Genomic DNA, 20555 nt, shown 5'->3' with positions numbered 1-20555 from the left:
CACCCCATGCTACCGCGCGCCCTACACTTGCAGCCTTCCGCCTGTCCGAGACTCCCATGCATCGCATCCTGCTCCTGATCGGCCTGCTGCTGCCCGCGCTGTGGCCGGCCGTGGCGATGGCCGTCGACCTCCACGAAGGCGACCTGCTGTTCGTCACTGCCGGCCACAGCGGCCTGAGCGCGGCCATCGACGATGCCACCGGCACGCGGGGCAGCACCGGCTTCGACCACGTGGCCCTGCTGGCTGCCACGGCGAAGGGCTGGGAAGTGCTGCATGCCGACGAGAAGGGATCGCGCCGGCAACCGCTGTCCGCGTTCCGCCAGGAGGCGCAGGCCAAGCAGCGGCAGATTGTGGTCTATCGCCTGCGTGCACCGCAGCAGGCCGCGATCAAGAACGCGGTGGCCACTGCGCGCACGATGCTGGGCAAGCCGTACAACACCTCGTATGTGTTGAACGAGGACAGCTACTACTGCTCGGACTTCATCGAGCGCGCGTTCCGTGCGCATCACGTGTTCACATTGCAGCCGATGAACTTCCGCAATGCGCAGACCGGTCAGATCGCCCAGCACTGGATCGACCTGTACCGAGGCATGGGCATGGACGTGCCGCAGGACCAGCCCGGCACCAACCCCAACGACATGTCGGCCGCGCCGGTACTGCAGCGCGTCGGCGTGCTGGAATAAGCGAACTGGAACAAGCGAAGCCCCGCACAGGGCGGGGCTTCAACGGTCACACTGCGCGTGTGGCGCGGTCATTCTTCTTCGTCGTGGCCGCCCTGCTGCTGGTTCTGGTTGCGCTTCTGCTGTTCCTGCTGCTGTTGCTGCTGCTGGTCGCGGCCACGGCCCTGCTGCTGATCCTGCTGGTTCTGCTGGCCCTGCTGGCCCTGCTGCTTCTGGTTCGGGTTCTGGTTCTGCTGTGCCATGTCCGATCTCCAAAGCCACGCGCGGAATGCGGTGGACGTGGCCATCGTCTGCAGCGGTTGGTTAATCACGCGTGGGTGCGCGGCTACATACATGTGTACGGGCGTGAATGAACACGCGCGGACCCTTGCGGCACAAGCCACTGAAGGATTCATGCGGGTTCGGCATGTGCTCATGCCCGGGTCAGCCGGGCACCCATTCATGGCCCAAACGGGCGGAAACGCGCGCTGAACGGGTTGGCGTCAGGGCATCACCGGCGGCACATAGGTCAGGGTCATGCCCAGCAACCACAGCAGGCCCAGCACCAGCGGGATATGCACCAGCAGCTGGATGAAGGTGAAGCCCACGATGTCGCGCGCCTTCAGGCCCAGCACACCCAGCAGCGGCAGCATCCAGAACGGATTGATCAGGTTCGGCAGTGCTTCGGCGGCGTTGTAGACCTGCACCGCCCAGCCCAGGTGCGCCTTCAGTTCGTTGGCGGCCTGCATCACGTACGGCGCCTCGATGATCCACTTGCCGCCACCGGACGGCACGAAGAAGCCCAGCACCGCCGAGTAGACGCCCATCACCAGCGCGAAGGTATCGGTGCTGGCCACGTGCACGAACAGGCTCGACAGCCGGTGCGCCAGCGTCTGCCCGTCACCGCCAGCGGCGTGGGTGAGGATCATCGCGATGCCGCCGTACAGCGGGAACTGGATCAGCACGCCGGTGGTGCTCGGCACTGCCTTGGCCACCGCGTTGAGGAAGCTGCGCGGACGCCAGTGCAGCAGCAGGCCCAGCGAAATGAACAGGAAGTTGTAGGTGTTGAGGTTGGCGATGGCGGTGACCAGCGGCTTGTTGGCGAACTCGTTGAACAGCCAACCGAAGGCGAGAAACGAGAGCAGCACGGTCAGCAGCGGGCTGTATTCGAGCCACTCGCCCGGGCGCGTGCGCTGCTGCAACGGTTCCGGCTCGGCCTGTGCGGCGCCGGGGAAATCCTCGGCGGTACGCGCACTACCGGCAGCCGGCGCGGTGAGCCAGGCAATCAGCAGCGAGACCAGGATCAATGCCGCGGTCAGTGCGATCGACTGCCACAGGAAGATGGTTTCGGTGAACGGCAACACGCCGGTGATCTCGACCAGCCCCGGCGGCATGCTGGCCGGATTGGCCTGCAGCTGCGCGGCCGACGAACTCAAGCCCATCGCCCACACTGCGCCCAGCCCCAGGTACGCCGAAGCACCGGCGGCGCGATAATCCATGTGCAGTTCGCTGCGGCGGGCCAGCGCGCGCACCAGCAGGCCGCCGAACACCAGCGAGAAGCCCCAGCTGAGCAGCGAGGCCAGCATGCTGATCAGGCCGACGTAGACCACCGCACCACGACCGGTACGCGGCACCCGTGCCAGGAAGTCGATGAAGCGCGCGACCACCGGCGCGGTGGCCACCGCGTAGCCGCCGATGACCACGAAGGCCATCTGCATGGTGAACGGAATCAGGCTCCAGAAGCCATCGCCGAAGGCGCTGGCGGTGGCCTGCGGGGTCGAGCCGAAGCCCAGCGCAGCCAGCGCGACGATGACCACGCCCAACACCGCGAACACGTAGGCGTCGGGGAACCACTTTTCCGCCCAGGCGGCCGAGCGCAACGCTGCGCGCGCCATCCAGCCGTCCTGCACTGCTGCCGTCGAGGCCATCACCTACCCTCCCAGGTTCGATGACCGGATTCTGGGCGGTGGCCTGCGGACTGTCAGTCGCCTATTGGTCGTAGGTGGCGCAAGGCGGTAGTGCCGGCCGCTGGCCGGCAACGTGCAGCCGGCCAGCGGCCGGCGCTACCAAACCCCGGAATCAGCGCAGCGCCAGGTCCACGGCGATGCCGGCAAACAGCGCGGCGCCGACCCAGTTGTTGTGCAGGAATGCCTTGAAGCACGGGCCGCGCTCGCGCTTGCGGCAGATCCAGAACTCGTACACCACCAGCGCGGTGGCCACCGCCACGCCCGCCAGGTAGTAGCCGCCCAGCCCACCGCGCACGCCGACCAGGGCCATGGTGGCCAGGAACAGCGCGTACAGCACGCCCTGGATCACCAGGTCCAGGTCGCCAAACAGGATCGCGGTGGAGTGCGAGCCCATCTTCAGGTCGTCCTCGCGATCGACCATGGCATACCAGGTGTCGTAGGCGGTGGACCAAAGGATGTTGCCGGCATACAGCAGCCAGCCCAGCATCGGCACTTCACCCTGCACGGCGGCGAACGCCATCGGGATGCCCCACCCGAACGACATGCCGAGGTAGACCTGCGGCAGATGGGTGTAGCGCTTCAGGTACGGGTAGCTGGCGGCCAGGAACACGCCGATGAAGCTCAGGCCAATGGTCAGCCCGTTCATGGTCAGCACCAGCCCGAACGCCACCAGCATCAACACCGCGAACAGGGCCAGCGCGGCGCGGCCACTGATCGCACCGGTGGCCAGGGGGCGCGCCTTGGTGCGTTCCACATGCGGGTCGAGCCAGCGATCGGCGTAATCGTTGATGACGCATCCGGCCGAGCGGGTCAGCCACACACCGGCGGTGAACACGAACAGGGTCCACAGCGGCGGCAGCCCGCCAGCGGCCAGCCACAGCGCCCACCAGGTGGGCCACAGCAGCAGCAGCGTGCCGATCGGGCGATCAGCGCGCATCAGACTCCAGTAATGCCGCCAACGCGGCGTCGCCGACGACTGCGGCGAAGTGAGGGGGGTATCAGCCATGCCGATAGGATACTCCTGCCCCTTCGGCGGGGCTTTGCCCGGCGGGGGGAGATTTGTTCGGCGAAACTGGATAGAATGCCCCTCCCGCACCGCCTCATGGCGATGCGATGCCCGCCCCGGCACTGGCCGACGGCGCGGCAGTTCTACAACGCGCCCGTAGCTCAGCCGGATAGAGTAGTGGCTTCCGAAGCCATTGGTCGGGGGTTCGAATCCCTCCGGGCGCGCCATCTCCCCCCGCTCCACCCCGTTCCTGCACCTAGGGCATGCGTCGAGCGTAGCTTCGATTCGGATCCGGTGTAGCGCGGCAGATCCGGCTGCGTGCGTGCCTGATCACGCCGGGCAGCCAGCACAGCACTGACACCAGGGCCCAGATCCCTGCCAGCCAGAACCACCGCCCCAGGGTGTAGGCCCAGATCACGGGAAATACAGCCAGCGTGGCGATGAACTGTGTGTACAGCAGATAGAGCGTGTGCATGCCCAGACGTGGGTCCGAGCGCAGCACCACGCCACACCCGCGGCAGGCTGTCCTCGCTTGGCGTTTCACTGCGGAGTGCAGTGGAAACCGCTGACCTGCCGCGTCGCAGAGCGGGCAGGTGAAGGTCATCAATCGCATGCGCTGTCTGCCCTTGCACATCCTGATGGATGCCCCAGCATACGGCGGATGCAGCAACGCCGGGCATGGCCCGGCGCTGCCGTTGGTACGCAGATCAGTATTTACCGTCGAACGCGAAGATCGGCTTGCGCTGCTTCCATGCACCGGCGGTGAAGTCCGGGAACTCCAGCGTCTGGAAGCTGTTGGCGATCGACTGCTCGCTCAACGGGGTGATCGCGCTCCAGGTTACCGCGTCGTAGATGTCGATCGGCATCGGCGCCTTGGCCTTCAGCGCTTCCACAAAGGCGTGGATGACGAACCAGTCCATGCCACCGTGGCCGGCACTGGCGGCGGTATCGGCATTCTGCTTCCACAGCGGGTGCTCGTATTCGTCCTGGTACTTCTTGAACTCTTCCCATTGGTGCGGCGGGCTGCGGCCTTCGATGTGGATCGAGTGGTTCACGTCCATCCACAGACCCTTGGTGCCCTGCACGCGGAAGCCCATCGAGTACGGGCGTGGCAGCGAGGTGTCGTGCTGCAGCAGGATGGTCTCGCCGTTCTCGCAGGCCAGCGTGGTGGTGACGATGTCACCCAACTTGAACTTGACCTGGGTGCTGGGGTGGGTGGTGCCGCCACTCTTGGCCACGGTGTAGTCGTGCAGGCCGCGCGCCTTGGTCGCGAAGGCATTGATGTGGGTGAAGCGGTTGCCACGGTTGATGCCGGTGTACATCGCGCATGGGCCGATGCCGTGGCTGGGGTACAGCTCGCCGTTGCGCTGCACCGAATGCTCGGTGCGCCAGCGCGCTTCGCTCCAGCCCTTGGGGCCGAATTCCACACCGCTGTCGTAAGGCTGGTTCGGGTCGCCGGAATTGAACTTCACGCCGCGCAGGTCGTGCTGGTAGCCGGCCTGCAGGTGTACCAGTTCGCCGAACAGGCCCTGCCGCACCATCTGCAGCGCCGCCATCACGTCGCGGCGATAGCAGACGTTTTCCAGCAGCATGTACGGCGTGCCGGTGCTCAGCTGGGTCTTCAGCACGTCCCAGTGGTCCTGCAGGGTGATGCCGGCCACCACTTCGCAGCCTACGGCCACGCCGGCCTGCATCGCGGCAATCGCCATCGGCGCGTGATACTCCCACGGCGTGGCGATGATCACGCCATCGATGCCCTTCTGTTCCAGCAGGCGCTTCCAGGCGTTGGTGTCACGGTCCTGGCCGTAGGTCTTCGGCGCCGGCTTGCCGGCCTTGGCCACCATCTCCATGGCGCGGCCGAGCATGATCGGCTCGATATCGCACAGCGCCACAACGTCCACGTCGTCGCGGCGCACCAGTTCCTTCAGCAGCACCAGGCCGCGCATACCGGTACCGATCATGGCCAGGCGCACCTTGCGTCCGCGTGCCCATGCCGGGGTCTGCGGCAGCAGGCTGCTGGCGGCGACAGCGGCGCTGGCCGCGATGAATTCCCTACGCTTCATGGCAAACATCTCTCCTCTTGGCAGCGTGCCGGCCGCAGCCGGCACGCCAGGTCACGCAAACGGAATTACTTGAAACGGTAGCCGATGGTCACACTGTAACCACGGCCGAAGATGGTTGCGTAGTCACTGGAGTCACCCAGGAAGCTGTTCGGATCGTAGAACGGCAGGCGATTGAACAGGTTCTTGACGGTGAAGCTCAGGTTCCAGGCGTCATCCGGGCGCCAGGTGACGCTCATGTTGGCCGTCCACCACGACGGTGCGCCGTCGCACTTGCTCTTCTGCAAGGCCAGGTAGCCGCCGGTGCAGGTTTCCTTGTTGTTGCTCTCTTCGTCGATCTGGTCGGTGGCCCACTTGGTGCCACCCACATAGTTGACGAACATGCTGGTGGTGACCTGCTTGTAGGTCCAGTCAGCGTTGAGCGTGGCACGCAGGCGCGGGTTGTTGTAATAGCCCACCACATCGCCGTAGTACCAGCCGCTGGCTTCATCCATGTAGAAGCGGTTGCGGTTGGCGATGGTGGCGGCCAGGCCGAGGTTCAGGTTGCCCCAGTCACCCAGCGAGAAGCGGCTGCGCGCATCGATGTCGAAGCCATCGATCAGGGTCTTGCCGCGGTTCTTGTACTGGCCCACCACGCTGGCCACGTTGCCGGCCGAGTAGCCCGGCAGCACCGACGGGCAGTTCACGCCGCTGGCCGGGTCCGAGCACATCGAGGCCAGCTGCGCCAGGTTGGCGCGATCGCTGTCGGTGATCGGCGAGCGCGACATCGAGATGATGTCTTCCATACGGCGGTAGTCCGGCGCGACGATTTCATTGTCGCGGTAGATGAACCAGTAGTCGGCCGACACCGACAGCCAGGTCGCCGGCTCGTAGACGAAGCCGAGGGTGGCGATCTTGGCCTTCTCCGGCTTCAGATCCTTGTTCGGCTGGGTCATGCGCGCCACGGTGCGGCTGCAGTCCACGTTCAGCAGGTTCTTGCCCAGGTCGACGTCACCCGGACGCTGCGAGCGCAGCAGCAGATTGGCGATGGCGTTGGTCTCGTTGCAGCGCAGCTCGTCGCGGAAGCCGCCCAGCTGCGCGAACACGCCACCATTGCCGGACTCGGCCAGGCTGGGTGCACGGAAGCCAGTGGAATAGGTACCGCGCAGCATCAGCTGGTCGAAGGCCTGGTACTTGAAGCCGATCTTCGGTGCCACGTTGGCGCTGAAGTTCGGGTACTTGTCCACGCGCACCGCCGCATCCAGTTCCAGCTTGTCGGTGATCGGCGCCACGGTCTCGGCAAACAGCGCGTAGGTGTTGCGCTTGCCGTCGAACCAGGAGCCACCCTGCTGGGTGATCAGGCCGTTGGCGGCGTCGGCGTTGCCCGGGGTGTAGAAGGTTTCGCGGCTGGCGTTGAAGCCGAAGGCCGCGCGCATCTCACCGGCCGGCAGCTGGAACAGCGGGCCTTCGATCTTGCCGTCGAGGGTGTGCAGGCGGGTCCACGACTGGATGTCGAAAGTCGGGAACGCTTCACGGATCAGCGCGGCGTTGGCTTCACTGATCTCACCGAACTTGTACGCCGGATGGTCGGAGATGATCACCCGGCCGGTGCCCGGATCGATCGTGTACGGACCGAAGGCCTTCTCGAAGCCCTTGGTGTTGACGTTGATCGTCTGGTAGGTGGTGGAGTGGGTACCGGCGCTGGCGAACGCGGTCTCCCAGTTCCAGTCACCGCGGCTGCCACGCGCACCGGCCAGCACGCGGTAGCTCTTGTCGGTGTTGCGCTGGCCGAAGTAGCTCGGGCCGGCGTCCTGCAGCAGGTAGTTCAGGCCGACCACGCCGCCCATCATCGCCTTCATCTGCGGGCTGGCATGGTTGTACTCGTTGTTCGGGCCCAGGAACGGGTACAGGAACTGATTGACGGTGTTGCCGGTGTTGCGCGAGAACCAGCTGGTCGGGTTGCCGGTGGTGGTGCCGTAGGTCCGCGGGGTGCCGCCGTTGGCGCGCAGGTCGATGTCGGTGTAGGTCGCCTCGGCGAAGATCTCGGTGCTGTCACCGACCAGGAAGGTGCCGTTGAGGTAGGCGGTGTTGCGCTCGGACTTGGCGCCGGCGTCGATCTCGTTGTTCATCCAGGTTTCCCAGACGCAACGCGGACCGGCCGCTTCACTGGTCAGCACATTCTTGCAGCCCGGTGCGGCTTCCTGCACGCGGCGGCCGGTGACCGGATCGAAGGCGAAATAGCTGCCGGGGTTGAACTCGCCCGGCTTGCTGCCCACGCCCAGGCGCAGGTTGTTGAGATAGTTCGGGTTGTTGACGTAGTACTGGTCGGGACGCTTGTCGTAGAAGTCGCTCAGCGGGATCGCGTCGCGGCGGTACATGTTCACCGCGCCGTAGATGTTGAAGCGGTTCTCGGTCAGGTCACCGAACCCTGCAGTGATGCTGGCCTGGCGCTCACCGTAGGAGTCGATGCGCGATGAGGTGTCGTTGGTGAAGTTGATCTCGGCGCCCTGGAAGTTGCGCTTGGTGATCACGTTGATCACGCCGGCCACCGCGTCGGTGCCGTACACCGCCGAGGCGCCGTCGGTCAGCACTTCCATGCGCTCGATGGCGGCGGCCGGGATCGCATCGATGTTGACGAACTGGGTCTGGAAGCCGGCCGGTGCGCCGTAGTACGACAAGCGGCGGCCGTTCAGCAGCACCAGCGTGCCCTGCGCGCCCAGGCCGCGCAGGTTGGCCTGCGAGGCACCGTCGGAACCGGTGAACAGCGAACGCGCATCCTGCTGTGCCGGGCGTGCAGCCGGCAGGTTGTCGAGCACCTGCAGCAGCGTGCGCGCGCCCATGTTCTGGATGTCCTGCTTGCTGATCACCTGCACCGGCGAAGCGGTTTCAACGTCGGTGCGGCGGATGTTGGAACCGGTGACCTCGATACGGGCCAGGTCGGTGGCCTTGTCCTTGCTCTCCTGGGCGAAGGCGGGAACGGCGACCGACAGCAGCACGCCGGCGATGGCCAGCGACAGCGGAGCGATCGAACGACAGGGGGGGCGGTGGTGGCGTGCAGGCAACATCGGGGTTCTCTCCTGGCAGGGGTGCAGCGCAAAAAGTGAGCGCGTAGGCGTTCGGCGGGCAAAACGCTCCCGGGCCACGGCCATGAGGGCCGCAGTCGGAATGGGCGGGGGGAGGAGCGGTGTTACGTAGGGGTCATGGGGCGACGATGCTGGCGGAGTCGCCCTCCTGGCCGATCAGCACGGCGTTGGCCCAGTTGGCACAGACCTGGGCGGGTTGACTGCCCTGCGCACCCAGCGTGCGCAGGCTCAGGCGGGAAAGGCCACGGATGTCCAGCTCCGGCTTGACCACGCCGGGCGCCTTCACCAGGCCGCTGTCGTACAGCAGGCGGTTGTCACCCCAGACCTGGAACTGCAGGCCACCGGCGTTGCGGCAGGCGTCGTCGATGCCGAGGTCGGCACGCAGCAGGTGCCAGCCGCCCTGCAGGCGCAGGTCGATGCGGCTGTTGGCACCTACGCCCAGGCCACGGCGGAACTGCAGGCCGTTCATGCGCATGCCGGCATCGCCACGGAACGACTGGTCGGCGCGCACCTGGCTGGCCAGCGCGGCCGGCACCGGCAGCTCGGAGAGATAGCGCTGCCGGGCCGGTCGCTCCGGTTCCTGGTGTTCGAGGATGTGGAAGGTGGACAGCGCGATCGGGCCGACGTCGCGCGGTTGCAATGCGTCAAACGCGCGGGCGCTGCCCTGTGCCGCCGTGACCATCGGGTCGGTGCTGCTGGCGCCGTCGCCCTCGGGGTTCTGCACGCTCAGCACGCGGAAGCGCAGCAGGCGGCCGGCGTGGGCCGGGAAGTCGATGCGCTGCACGCCCTCCTTCAGCTGCAGGCGGCCACGTGCGATCGGTTCGCCCCACTCGCCGTTGCTGTCACCCAGGTAGACCTCGTAATCGCGTACCTGGCCATGCTTCCAGTTCTTGTCGTTGCGCGGTGCGATGTCGATGCCATCGATCATTTTCCGCTCGCCGAAGCCGATCACCCATTCATGCGCACCGGTACGCACGGCCTGGTTGCGCACACTGCGGAACCAGGTACCCGGGTCATCATCGAAGGCGTTTTCCAGGGCATGGCCGGGCTCTTCGGCCGGGCGGTTGACCACCAGCAGGCTGTCGGCGGGCAGTTCGCGGCCCAGCACCGGTGCGGCCGGATAGGCATCGTCGGCAGTGGCGGCAGCGACCGCGAAGTCCAGCTGCAACTGCAGCGGCTGGCGGATGTCCTGGCTGGCGGTGCGCACATGCAGCGTGCCGCGACGCTCGGCAGCATCGAAGTACCAGCCTTCAGCCGCACCGTTGAACGCAGCGGCATCAGCCAGCGCCGGCAGCGCGCGGCCAGCGGCCTGCACCGCACGCGGCGCCTGCCGGCTGAGCACGCGCAGGCCATAGCGACGCTGCGCCAGCTGGCCGTTGTACTGACCCTGCACCGCATCGATCTGCACCTGCACCGGGCCACTGCCCTGCGCCGGCGCCTGCACGCGGATCCGCTGCGTGCTCGACTCGCCCTGCTGGTAGCGGCGGGTGTTGCCATCGTCTTCGTACAGCGTGTACTGCGAATCGCCCTGCGGGTACAGGTCGAAGGTCACTTCATCGAGCGGTTTTTCGCCGTCGAACAGCATCGACGGGTACATCGGCAGGATCGCGCCGGCGCGCACGAATACCGGCAGCGTGGCCAGGTCCACCTGGCGGTCGAGCTGGCGGCCGTCGGCGCCGGCCTGCACGCGGCGGCCATCCCAGTAGTCGATCCAACCGCCGGCCGGCAGGTGGATGTCACGGCGCCAGCCACGGCTGGCGGCCTGGCTGCGGTACACCGGCGCCACCAGCAGGTCGCGGCCGAGCAGGAACTGGTACTTGTAGGTTTCATCCTGCGCATGCGGGTCGCGCGGGTTGTCCCACATCAGCCCACGCACCGGCGGCGCGCCGGTCTGCGCAGCCTCGTGCACCAGCCCGTACATGTACGGGGTCAGGCGCATCTTCAACTTCAGGTAATCGCGGTTGATGCTGCGGTAAGGTTCGTCGTACCACCACGGATGCTTGCGTGCGTTCGACGACCAGCCGCTCATACCCATCAGTACCGGCGTGAACGCCTTCCACTGCAGATCGCGGGTGAAGGTCTCGGCGCTGCCGCCGAAGATCGCATCCACATCGCCGCTGGCGTAGGCCATGCCGGACAGGCCGGAGCCGACCAGGGTCGGCACGTGCCAGCGGATGTAGTCCCAGCTGCTGCTCTGGTCGCCGGTCCAGGCCACCGCATAGCGCTGGATGCCGGCCCAGCCCATCACCGTCCACAGGAACGGGCGCGAATCGGAATTGTCGAGGATGCCGTTGAACGCCTGGCGGTTGGCATCCATCGCGAACTGGTAGCCCTTGCCGGTCCAGGCCACGTCCAGCTTCTGCACGCGGCTGCCGGCCTTGCCTACTTCCCAGGCGATCTTGTCCACGCCGTTCTCGGTCCACAGGCCGGTGCGGAAACCGTAGCCGGCCAGCCCCTTCACCGTTTCCGGCAGCTGTTTGTAGCCACAGCCGTAGCCATCGTTGGGCAGGATCCAGCCGCCGGGCATGTCGTGGGCGCGGTACTGCTTGGCCACGCTGTCGATCACATCCGGCGTGGTGCCGGTTGGGCCATCGCTCCAGCCTTCGGGCACGGTGCCGGGCTTCTTGCTGTTGTCACCGTCGTTGTAGCAATCGGCATCGCCGTAGGACAGCGCCCAGCGCGCCACCATGTTCGGGCGGCCGGTCAGCTGGGTGTAGCGCTCGATCAGTTTCGGCAGGTCCGCGCCGACGAAGTAGTAGGCATCGAAACGGTCTTCGCGATGCAGCAGCGTGGCCTGGTCGCTCTGGCGCAGGTCGTAGCTGCCATCGCTCCAGGTGTTGCGCAGCATGCCCCAGCCACGGCTGCTCAGCAGCATCGGCGCCGGGCTCGGGCGGTCGCCCTCTTCCCAGCCGCCGGAATAGGACACCTCCAGCTCGCGGCCCTTGAACTGGTAGCGGCCGTTCTGCTGGCCACCACCGTAATAGCCTTCATCGGCCTGCGAAGACAGCACCTGCACGCTCTGCGTGGCATCCAGGTCCAGCGGTTGCAGTTCCTGCCACAGGGCGGTCGGCTGGCCGTTGTCCAGGCGTTCCAGGCGCAGGCGCAGCGGCTGCCGCTGCACATGCAGCACCAGCGCATCGGTACGCACGCGCATTTCCTGCGCGTCTTCTTCCAGCTGCACCTGCACGTTCGCCCTGGGCTGCGGCAGCACGATCGGCGCGGCCTTGTCGCCGGCGCCGGTCAGTTTGCCGTTGCGGCCGGCCTGCACGCGGATGATGTCGGCAGCCGGCAGTTCGATGCGGATGCGTGCGCCGCTGTCGGTCTGCAGGTCCCAGCCGCGCACACCGTCGCGGTTGTCGCTGGCGCTGACCGAACGCAGGTTGCCGACCGGCTCGGCATGGCCCGACGTGGACGCCAGCATCAATGCCGGCAACAGGGCCAGCAACAGCGGCGAGCGACGAACGCAGTTTTCCACGCGGACTCCCAACCCGTTCACCGGGCGTTTCGAAAGCGATTGGGCCGACTCTAGGGCAGCGATTCGAAAGATGTCAACAAATTGAAAGGAAAAAGGAAGATATATTTCTTTGAAACGAAAGTTGTTGCGTCGCAACACTTTGTGTAAGCGATTGCAGGCGCCTGTTAAGCATTGTGCGATACGGCATGTGGCCGTTTCTTGCGTTTCCCCGCAGGGGCGGCACAGGGCGAAGCCGATGTCAGCTTTTCTTTCTTTTTGCTTTCGCTATTTGACATTTCGAAAGAAAACACAGATGGTGCGCTGGCCCAACTGGAACCTCCGAATGGACGTCACCCTGCTTTCCGATGTGTCCGCCTGGCAGCGCCGGGGCGGAGCCGATACCGCTACCGAAATCGCCCAGCAGCCTGCGCTGTGGGAAACCCTCGCCCAGGACCTGCCGCGTGCCCGCGACCGCCTGCAGGCCTTCCTCGGCGACAGCCTCAACGATCCCAACCAGCGCGTGCTGTTCACCGGCGCCGGCAGTTCCGGCTTCATCGCCGAGATGGTGGCCGATGCGATCAACGCACAGTGGGCCGCCGACGTGCGCGTGGTGCACACCACCAGCCTGCTGACCCATCCGGCGCTGTACCTGCAGCGCGACCGCCCGACCCTGCTGGTGTCGTTCGGCCGCAGCGGTTCCAGCCCGGAAAGCGTGGCAGCCGTGGAGCGTGTGCGCAGCGATGTGGATGACGCGCGCTTCCTCGACATTACCTGCAACGCCGATGGCGAACTGGCCCGTCGCGGTGCCGGCCGTGCCGACACCTGCACCCTGCTGATGCCTTCGGCCAGCTGCGACCGCGCCTTCGCCATGACCAGCAGCCTGACCTGCATGCTGCTGGCTGCACTGACCGTGTTCGACCGCTCGCCGTGGGATGCGCGCGTGGCACGCCTGAAGCAGATTGCCGCCCTGGCCCGCGAAGGCCTGGCGCAGTGGGACGCGCCGGTGGCAACGCTGGCACAGCGTCCGTTCAATCGCGTGATCTACCTCGGAAGCGGTCCGCTGGAAGCGTTGGCACGCGAGTGCGCACTCAAGGTGCTGGAGCTGACCGCCGGCCGCGTGCTGGCGCTGGCCAACACCCCGCTCGGCTTCCGCCACGGCCCGAAGTCCACGCTGGACGGCAACACCCTGGTGGTGGTGCTGCGCAGTGTGCAGCCGCTGGCATGCCGCTACGAACAGGATCTGCTGGAAGAACTGCGCCGCGACGGCGTGGCCGGCCAGGTGCTGGCGATCGGCCCGCATTCGGATATCGGTGCCGATGACGAGTACACACTCGTGGTGCCGCCGCTTCACACCACGTTCGACGATCCATGGCTGGCGCCGGTGTGGCTGGGCTTTGCGCAGCTGTTCGCACTGCAGCGCTCGGCCGCGCTGGGCCTGACCCCGGACAACCCGTTCCCGGACGGCACCGTCAACCGCGTCGTCAAGGGCGTCACCATCCATCATGGCTGAGCTGATCGCCCACGCCTGCTACGGCATCGACATCGGCGGCACCAAGATCGAACTGGTGGCGTGCGATGCAGCGATGCAGGTGACCTGGCGCCGCCGCGTCAGCACACCGCAGGGCGACTACGAGGGCTTCCTGCAGGCCATGCTGGGGCTGGTGGCCGAGGCGGATACCGCGCTGGGCCGCAGCGACGCGGCCATCGGCATCGCACTGCCGGGCGTGCGTGACCGCCGCACGGGCCGCCAGCTCAGCGCGAACGTGCCGGCGCTGACCGGGCACAGTGTGGCGGCGGATCTGCAGGCGCGGCTGCAACGCCGGCTGCACTTCGGCAACGACCTGCAGTGCTTCGCCTTGTCCGAGGCACACGGCGGTGCCGCCGAGGGTTACCCCAGCATGTTCGGCGCCATCCTCGGCACCGGTGCCGGCGGCGGCTTCTGCCTGCAGGGCCGCCTGCTGTCCGGCTTCAACGGGTTGGCCGGCGAATGGGGCCACTGGAGCGTGCCCGGCCACCTGCTGCAGCGCCACGGGCTGCCGCTGATCGACTGCGCCTGCGGCCTGCAGGGCTGCGTGGAGCGCTACGTGTCCGGCAGCGGGCTGGCGATGATCGAACGCCACCTCGGTGGCAACGCCGCCGACGCCAGCGCGGTGATCGCCCTGGCCGAGGCCGGCGATGCACGTGCACGCCAGGCGCTGGACATCCACCGCGACCTGCTCGGCCACAGCCTGGCCGCACTGGTGCTGGCGCTGGACCCGCACGTGATCGTGCTGGGCGGCGGCCTGTCGCAGTACGTGCCGCTGTACCAGCAGCTGCCGGCGGCCATTTCGGCCCATCTGTTCAACGGCGTGCAGGTCCCGCCGATCGTGCCGCCGCGCTTCGGTGATGCCGGCGGCGCACGCGGTGCCGCCCTGCTCGCCTGCCAACCTTCGTTTTCCTGATCGACCGGAGCCTGACCATGTCCCCGTTGCAGACCCTGCTTGCCTCCCACCGCGCCGGCGCCAATGTCGGCCTGTACAGTGTCTGCTGCAGCAACGAGCAGGTGCTGCGCGCGGCCATGCACGTGGCGCTGGCGCACGGCACTGTGCTGCTGGTCGAGGCCACCTCCAACCAGGTCGACCAGTTCGGCGGCTACACCGGCATGACCCCGCCGCAGTACCGCGACTATGTGGGTGTACTGGCCGATGAGGAAGGCTTCCCGCGCGAACGGCTGATCCTGGGCGGTGACCACCTCGGCCCGAATGCCTGGCAGAAGCGCCCGGCCGCCGAAGCGATGACCCATGCGCGCGTGCTGATCGAAGCCTACGTCGCCGCCGGTTTCCACAAGATCCACCTGGACTGCAGCATGTCCTGCGCCGATGACCCGGTGCCGTTGCCCGATGCCATCGTCGCTGCGCGTTCGGCCGAGCTGGCCGAGATCGCCGAGCGCACCGCAACCGAACACGGCCTGCCGGCGCCGGTCTATGTGATCGGTACCGAAGTACCGATTCCCGGTGGCGAAGCCTCGCTGGCCGAAGGCCTGCAGGTGACCACGCCGGCCGCCGCCGCGCAGACCCTGGCCATCCACCAGCAGGCCTTCGATACGCCGCAGCTGCGCGATGCCTGGCAGCGCGTGATCGCGATGGTGGTGCAGCCGGGCGTGGACTTCGACCACAGCAGCGTGCATGAGTACGACGCCGCGGCCGCCAGCACGCTGGCCGATTTCCTCGAGCAGCAGCCGCGCATCGTGTTCGAAGCGCACTCCACCGACTACCAGCGCGAGAGTGGCCTGCACACCCTGGTACGCGACCACTTCGCCATCCTCAAGGTCGGCCCGGCCGCCACCTTCGCCTACCGCGAAGCACTGTTCGCGCTGGCCGCGGTCGAAGCCGAACTGTTGCCGGCCGCGCAGTGCTCGCGCCTGCCGCAGGTGCTGGACGAGGTGATGGTGGCGCAGCCGAAGTACTGGCAGTCCTACTACCAGGGCGATGAGGCCGCGCTGCGCCTGCTGCGCGCGTTCTCCTTCAGCGACCGCTGCCGCTACTACTGGGGCGAGCCGGCGCTGGTACAGGCGGTGCAGACCCTGTTCGCCAACCTGGAACAGCATGTACCGCCACTGGTACTGCTCAGCCAGTACCTGCCGGAACAGTACCGCGCCGTGCGCGAGGGCACCTTGGCCAACACGCCCACCGCGCTGGTGCAGCACCGTATCGGCCTGTGCCTGGGCGAGTACGCCCGTGCGTGCAGCGCCAACCAGGCCGGAACCCGCGCGCATGCTGCACGCTCGGCTGCCGCCGCTGCGGCGAACGGCTAATCTCTACCTTTCCCCGCGAAACCGAGAATGGCCATGCGCAACACCCGCTCCCGCCGGCAACAGATCCTGCAACTGCTGATCGAGCATGGCTCGGTGCAGGTGGCCGATCTGGTCGGGCGCTTCGGCGTGTCGGCGGTGACCATCCGCGCCGACCTGACCCACTTCGAAGCGCAGGGTCTGGCCAACCGCACCCACGGCGGCGCCACCCTGGTGCGCACGCCGCCGCAGGAACAGGACATCCACGAGAAGGACGCGCTGAACCTGCCGCTGAAGGAATCGATCGGTGCGAGCGCCGCGCGCCTGGTGCGGCCCGGCGACAACATCATCATCGATTCCGGCTCGACCACGATGACGCTGGCCCGCCACCTGCGTGCCCATCGCGATGTGACGGTGATGACCAACGGGCTGAACATCGCCTGGGAACTGGCCAATGCACCCGGCATCAACGTGCTGCTGACCGGCGGCCTGCTGCGCCAGCAGTCGCTGTCGCTGCAGGGCAGCCAGGCCGAGGCCAGCCTCAACTCGTACAGCTTCGACACCCTGTTCCTGGGTGTGGACGGCCTGGACCTGCAGTTCGGCCTGACCACCCACGACGAGGCCGAAGCCCGCCTCAACCATCGCATGGTCGAGCGCGCGCGCCGCGTCGTGGTGCTCACCGATGCCTCCAAGTTCGGCCGCGTGAGCCTGCACCGCATCGCCCGGCTGGACCAGATCCACACCATCATCACCGACGCCGGCATCGACGATGCGACCCGTGAGGGCCTGCAGCGTCTCGGCATTGAAGTGATCATCGCCGAGCCACCCGCATGACCGACACCCGCTCCCTGCACGGCCGCATCCTCACCCCGCTGGGCTGGCGGCGTGGCCAGGTCCACTTCGATTCGCAGGTGCGCCAGCTGCAGGTGGATGACCACAGCGGCGGAGATGATCCGCAGCTGCCGGTGATCCTGCCCGGCTTCATCGATCTGCACGTGCATGGCGCGGCGGGCGTGGACCTGATGCAGGGTGGCGACGTGGCGCGCACCATTGCCCGCACCCACCTGCGCTTCGGCACCACCACGCTGCTGGCGACCACCATGACCGCCGGCCTGGACGAGATCGAGCACGCGCTGCAGGGCGTGGCTGCAACCATGGCGGTACCCGATGCGGAAGCCGCCTGCATCGCCGGCGTGCATCTGGAAGGCCCCTTCATCAGCCCGCAGCGGCTGGGCGCGCAGCCCAACCGCACGATCGAGGCGACGCTGGCACTGGTCCAGCAGCTGCATGCGCTGGCGCCGATCCGGGTGATGACGCTGGCGCCGGAGATCGGCGAGCACACCGCGCTGATTCCCGCGCTTTCCGCGATGGGTATCCGCGTGCAGCTCGGCCACAGCGCCGGCACCTACGAGGACGGCGTGGCCGCGCTGCAGGCCGGTGCCTCCGGTTTCACCCATCTGTTCAATGGCATGACCGGCGTTGATCACTATCGCCCGGGCATCGCTGCGGCCGCGCTGGCGCACGCGCAGTACGCCGAGATCATCCCCGACCTGCAGCACATCCACCCCGGCGTGATCCGTCTGGCCGCGCGCGCGATACCGCGCCTGTACGCGGTGACCGACGCCACGGCGGCCACCGGCATGCCCGATGGCGAGTACGCACTGGGCGAGCAGCGCGTACACAAGTGCGGAGGCTGCGTGCGCCTGGCCACCGGCTCGCTGGCCGGCAGCGCGCTGACCATGGACCAGGCGCTGCGCAACCTGGTGCGCGTCGGCCTGGAGCTGGCCGATGCCTCGCAGCGCGTTTCCACCTTTCCGGCCGATTACCTGGGCCTGGGCGATCGCGGCCGCATCGCGCCCGACGCCCGCGCCGACCTGGTGGTGCTGGACGCCGAACTGCGCCTGCAGCAGGTGGTGGTGGGCGGGCGTGTAGTTGATTTGAACTGACACACGCGATGCGGCCCGGACGCCGCGCGGGCTCCCTGTAGAGCCGAGCCATGCTCGGCTCACCGCGCGAGGCGCGGCACGGGGAACCTCGATATCGGAACGGAAAGCAGCCGAGCATGGCTCGGCTCTACTGAAAGCACTCTGCGACGAACCGCCGCCGGGCGTGGCCCGGCGCTACCACAGGAACCTGCCGATGACTGCAAGCACCGCCCCGCGCTGGCCCGTACGCTACCTGCTCTTCATCGGCGGCCTCGGTGGCCTGCTGTACGGCATCGACATCGGCATCATCGCCGGCGCCCTGCCCTACCTGGAGGCCACCGCCAGCCACGCTTGGCAGCTCAGCAGCCAGCAGCTCGGTTTCGTCGTTGCGGCGGTGCTGCTGGGCAGCGTGTTGTCCTCACTGTTCGCCGGCATGGTCGCCGACCTGATCGGCCGCCGCGGCGCGATGCTGCTGGCCGGCGTGCTGTTCACCGCGTCGATTCCGATCATGGCGCTGGCCTCCGGCTACACGCCACTGCTGCTGGGCCGCCTGCTGCAGGGCGTCAGTGGCGGCCTGATCGGCGTGGTGGTGCCGCTGTACCTGGCCGAGGTACTCAGCCCCGAGCGGCGCGGTCGTGGCGCAGCGATGTTCCAGCTGCTGCTGACCATCGGCCTGGTGCTGGCCGCGTTGATCGGCCTGTACCACGCGCATGCGGTGGATGCCGCCGCCGAAGCGGTGCGTTCGCTGCCGGTCGCGCAGCAGGCGCAGGAGCTGTTCACGGTGAAGGATCACGCCTGGCGCACCATCTTCTGGAGCTGCCTGGCACCCGGCCTGCTGTTCTGCGCCGGCATCTTCTGGCTGTCCGAGTCGCCGCGCTGGCTGGTGCGTCGCGGCCGCGTCGACGATGCCCGTCGCAGCCTGCAACGCGTGTTGCCGGCGGCGCAGGTGGAGACCACGCTGGCGCAGATCCAGGCACCGGAATCGAGCAGCAGCGACGGCAAGCGCGACCCGCTGCTCAGCCGCCGCTACGTGGTGCCGTTCCTGCTGGCCTGCGTGGTGCTGGCCTGCACCCAGGCCACCGGCATCAACTCGGTGCTGGCCTACGCGGTCAACATTCTCAACCAGGCCGGGCTGTCCGGTTCGGTGGCCAACAGCGCCGACGTGGCGATCAAGCTGCTCAATGCGGTGATGACCGTGGTCGCCCTGCTGCTGGTCGACCGCAAGGGCCGCAAGTTCCTGCTGATGCTGGGCAGCGGCGGCATCTGCGTGGCCCTGCTGGCCGCGGCCACGTTGTTCTTCCAGGCCGAGCGTGGCCGCGCTGACGTGCAGCCGCAACTGCAGGCCGCTGTCAGTGGCGATGGCCTGCAGCTGGTGCTGGATGACGCACAGTGGCAGCGCCTGGGGAGCGGCATCGACAGCGAAGGTCGGCCGATGCAGCTGACCGTGTCGTACGCCTATGGTGACTTCACCAATGTGCGCGCCCTGCGCAGCGACAGCCTGACCGATCGCGAGCTGCGCATCGAACGCGCCGGCACCGTGCAGCCGGACAGCGTGATCGGTGCGTTCTTCCGCAAGCTGCACCTCAACCCGTTCGCCGACCCGGCCAGCGCCGTGCAGGCACCGCTGCGCATCGAACAGGCCCGCATCGGGCCGGTGCCGCCGCCCGCACACGGCTGGGCGGTGGCCACCTGCATCCTGGTGTTCGTCGCGTTCTTCGCCGTCGGTCCCGGCGTCTGCGTGTGGCTGGCGCTGTCCGAGCTGATGCCCAACCGCATCCGTTCCAACGGCATGAGCATCGCGCTGCTGATCAACCAGTTCGTGTCCACCACCATCGCCGCGATCTTCCTGCCCACGGTGGGCCACTACGGCTACGCCAGCATGTTCGTGTTCTGGGCAGCGTGTACCTTCGTGTTCTTCCTGGTGGCCGCGTTGTGGCTGCCGGAAACCAAGGGCAAGTCGCTGGAGGAGATCGAAGCGAGGTTTGCAGGGAAGCGCGGTTGATTGCCGCGTCGTGAATGCACCGCCCGTTTCCTAGGAGCTTGTCGCGAACGGCCTGATCTGATGTCGGCAAGCGTGATCTGCTCCACAGGATTGCCCTGACACGTCGTCACCGGTGGCGCCCTGCCCAACAGTTCTCCCACTACCCGAGGGAGATTCTGCATGGGCACGGAAGCCGCTGTTGCCGCACTGCTGCGGGCGATCACGCTCGACGCCCGACAGCCACGCCAGCTGCGCCTGCTGGGGCTGCATGAGGCGTGGGTGGTCGAACGCTTTGAAGGCACCGAAACGGTCTGCGGCGACAACCGCCTGCAGATCGACTGCCTGGCCACCGACGCTTTTCTTGCACTGGACCCGTGGCTGGAACAGCCACTGACCCTGCAGCTGCGCCAGGCCGACGGCGCGCTGCGGCAGTGGCACGGGCTGTGCACCGAAGCGGCGCAGCTGGGCAGTGATGGCGGCCTGGCCCGCTACCGGCTGATCCTCGAACCGTGGACCGCGCTGCTGCGCCTGCGCCGCAACGCGGTGATCTTCCAGGACCTGGATACCCGCACGATCTGCGAGCAGATCTTCGCCGACTACCCGCAGGCGGTGTTCCGCTTCGACGTGCAGGCCGCACTGCCAGTACGCGCGATCACCACCCAATACCGCGAG

The 20555-nt window shown here is 67.4% G+C and carries 15 protein-coding genes and 1 tRNA gene; 9 read left to right on the top strand and 7 right to left on the bottom strand.

Features of this window, described 5'->3' with window-relative positions; all coding sequences use genetic code 11:
• Positions 1–56 precede the first annotated feature (56 nt).
• Entirely contained in the window at positions 57–683 is a 627-nt protein-coding gene (locus tag AC5YGJ_RS20035) for a YiiX/YebB-like N1pC/P60 family cysteine hydrolase (RefSeq protein WP_496187535.1), read from the top strand.
• A 68-nt stretch (positions 684–751) separates the two neighbouring features.
• Here AC5YGJ_RS20035 and AC5YGJ_RS20030 read toward each other — a convergent pair whose 3' ends face one another.
• From AC5YGJ_RS20030 to ubiA, 3 genes are all read right to left on the bottom strand, one after another.
• On the bottom strand, positions 752–922 hold the full coding sequence (locus AC5YGJ_RS20030) for a hypothetical protein (RefSeq protein ID WP_249842576.1): 171 nt from the start codon (positions 920–922) through the stop codon (positions 752–754).
• A 240-nt stretch (positions 923–1162) separates the two neighbouring features.
• Positions 1163–2587, bottom strand: a complete 1425-nt coding sequence (locus tag AC5YGJ_RS20025; RefSeq protein ID WP_249842575.1) for a short-chain fatty acid transporter — start codon at positions 2585–2587, stop codon at positions 1163–1165.
• A gap of 151 nt (positions 2588–2738) precedes the next feature.
• On the bottom strand, positions 2739–3632 hold the full coding sequence (ubiA, locus tag AC5YGJ_RS20020) for a 4-hydroxybenzoate octaprenyltransferase (RefSeq protein WP_496187534.1): 894 nt from the start codon (positions 3630–3632) through the stop codon (positions 2739–2741).
• 150 nt (positions 3633–3782) lie between these two features.
• On the opposite strand from ubiA, the gene AC5YGJ_RS20015 reads away from it, so the two are divergent.
• Positions 3783–3859, top strand: a tRNA-Arg gene (locus AC5YGJ_RS20015).
• A 29-nt stretch (positions 3860–3888) separates the two neighbouring features.
• Here AC5YGJ_RS20015 and AC5YGJ_RS20010 read toward each other — a convergent pair.
• The 4 genes from AC5YGJ_RS20010 to AC5YGJ_RS19995 form a co-directional block, all read right to left on the bottom strand.
• On the bottom strand, positions 3889–4107 hold the full coding sequence (locus AC5YGJ_RS20010) for a hypothetical protein (protein WP_279919423.1): 219 nt from the start codon (positions 4105–4107) through the stop codon (positions 3889–3891).
• A gap of 232 nt (positions 4108–4339) precedes the next feature.
• On the bottom strand, positions 4340–5695 hold the full coding sequence (locus tag AC5YGJ_RS20005) for a Gfo/Idh/MocA family protein (RefSeq protein ID WP_496187533.1): 1356 nt from the start codon (positions 5693–5695) through the stop codon (positions 4340–4342).
• A 65-nt stretch (positions 5696–5760) separates the two neighbouring features.
• Positions 5761–8736, bottom strand: a complete 2976-nt coding sequence (locus tag AC5YGJ_RS20000; protein WP_496187532.1) for a TonB-dependent receptor domain-containing protein — start codon at positions 8734–8736, stop codon at positions 5761–5763.
• A gap of 133 nt (positions 8737–8869) precedes the next feature.
• A complete protein-coding gene (locus tag AC5YGJ_RS19995; RefSeq protein WP_496187531.1) occupies positions 8870–12229 on the bottom strand; it encodes a TIM-barrel domain-containing protein in 3360 nt (1119 codons plus the stop codon).
• A 322-nt stretch (positions 12230–12551) separates the two neighbouring features.
• Between AC5YGJ_RS19995 and AC5YGJ_RS19990 the strand changes: the two genes are divergently transcribed.
• From AC5YGJ_RS19990 to AC5YGJ_RS19960, 7 genes are all read left to right on the top strand, one after another.
• Entirely contained in the window at positions 12552–13718 is a 1167-nt protein-coding gene (locus AC5YGJ_RS19990; protein WP_496187530.1) for an SIS domain-containing protein, read from the top strand.
• Entirely contained in the window at positions 13711–14649 is a 939-nt protein-coding gene (locus AC5YGJ_RS19985) for an ROK family protein (protein ID WP_496187529.1), read from the top strand. Before AC5YGJ_RS19990 ends, AC5YGJ_RS19985 begins: the two co-directional genes overlap by 8 nt.
• Positions 14650–14666: 17 nt before the next feature.
• Complete coding sequence (locus AC5YGJ_RS19980; RefSeq protein ID WP_496187528.1) at positions 14667–16001, top strand: D-tagatose-bisphosphate aldolase, class II, non-catalytic subunit; 1335 nt, start codon at positions 14667–14669, stop codon at positions 15999–16001.
• A 33-nt stretch (positions 16002–16034) separates the two neighbouring features.
• On the top strand, positions 16035–16811 hold the full coding sequence (locus AC5YGJ_RS19975) for a DeoR family transcriptional regulator (protein ID WP_496187527.1): 777 nt from the start codon (positions 16035–16037) through the stop codon (positions 16809–16811).
• The gene (locus tag AC5YGJ_RS19970; RefSeq protein WP_249842566.1) at positions 16808–17923 is read left to right on the top strand and encodes an N-acetylglucosamine-6-phosphate deacetylase; all 1116 of its coding nucleotides are present in this window, start codon (positions 16808–16810) and stop codon (positions 17921–17923) included. The genes AC5YGJ_RS19975 and AC5YGJ_RS19970 overlap by 4 nt, the downstream gene beginning before the upstream one ends.
• Positions 17924–18116: 193 nt before the next feature.
• Positions 18117–19904: an MFS transporter gene (locus tag AC5YGJ_RS19965; protein ID WP_496187526.1), complete on the top strand. Its 1788-nt coding sequence runs from the start codon at positions 18117–18119 to the stop codon at positions 19902–19904.
• Between the two features lie 159 nt (positions 19905–20063).
• The coding region (locus tag AC5YGJ_RS19960) for a contractile injection system protein, VgrG/Pvc8 family (RefSeq protein ID WP_496187525.1) at positions 20064–20555 on the top strand (492 nt) is incomplete at its 3' end.

The sequence above is a fragment of the Stenotrophomonas sp. CS3K5 genome (genome assembly GCF_059515225.1).
The sequence above is the reverse complement of the archived record's forward strand: the minus strand, read 5'-3'. Positions and strand labels throughout refer to the sequence as shown.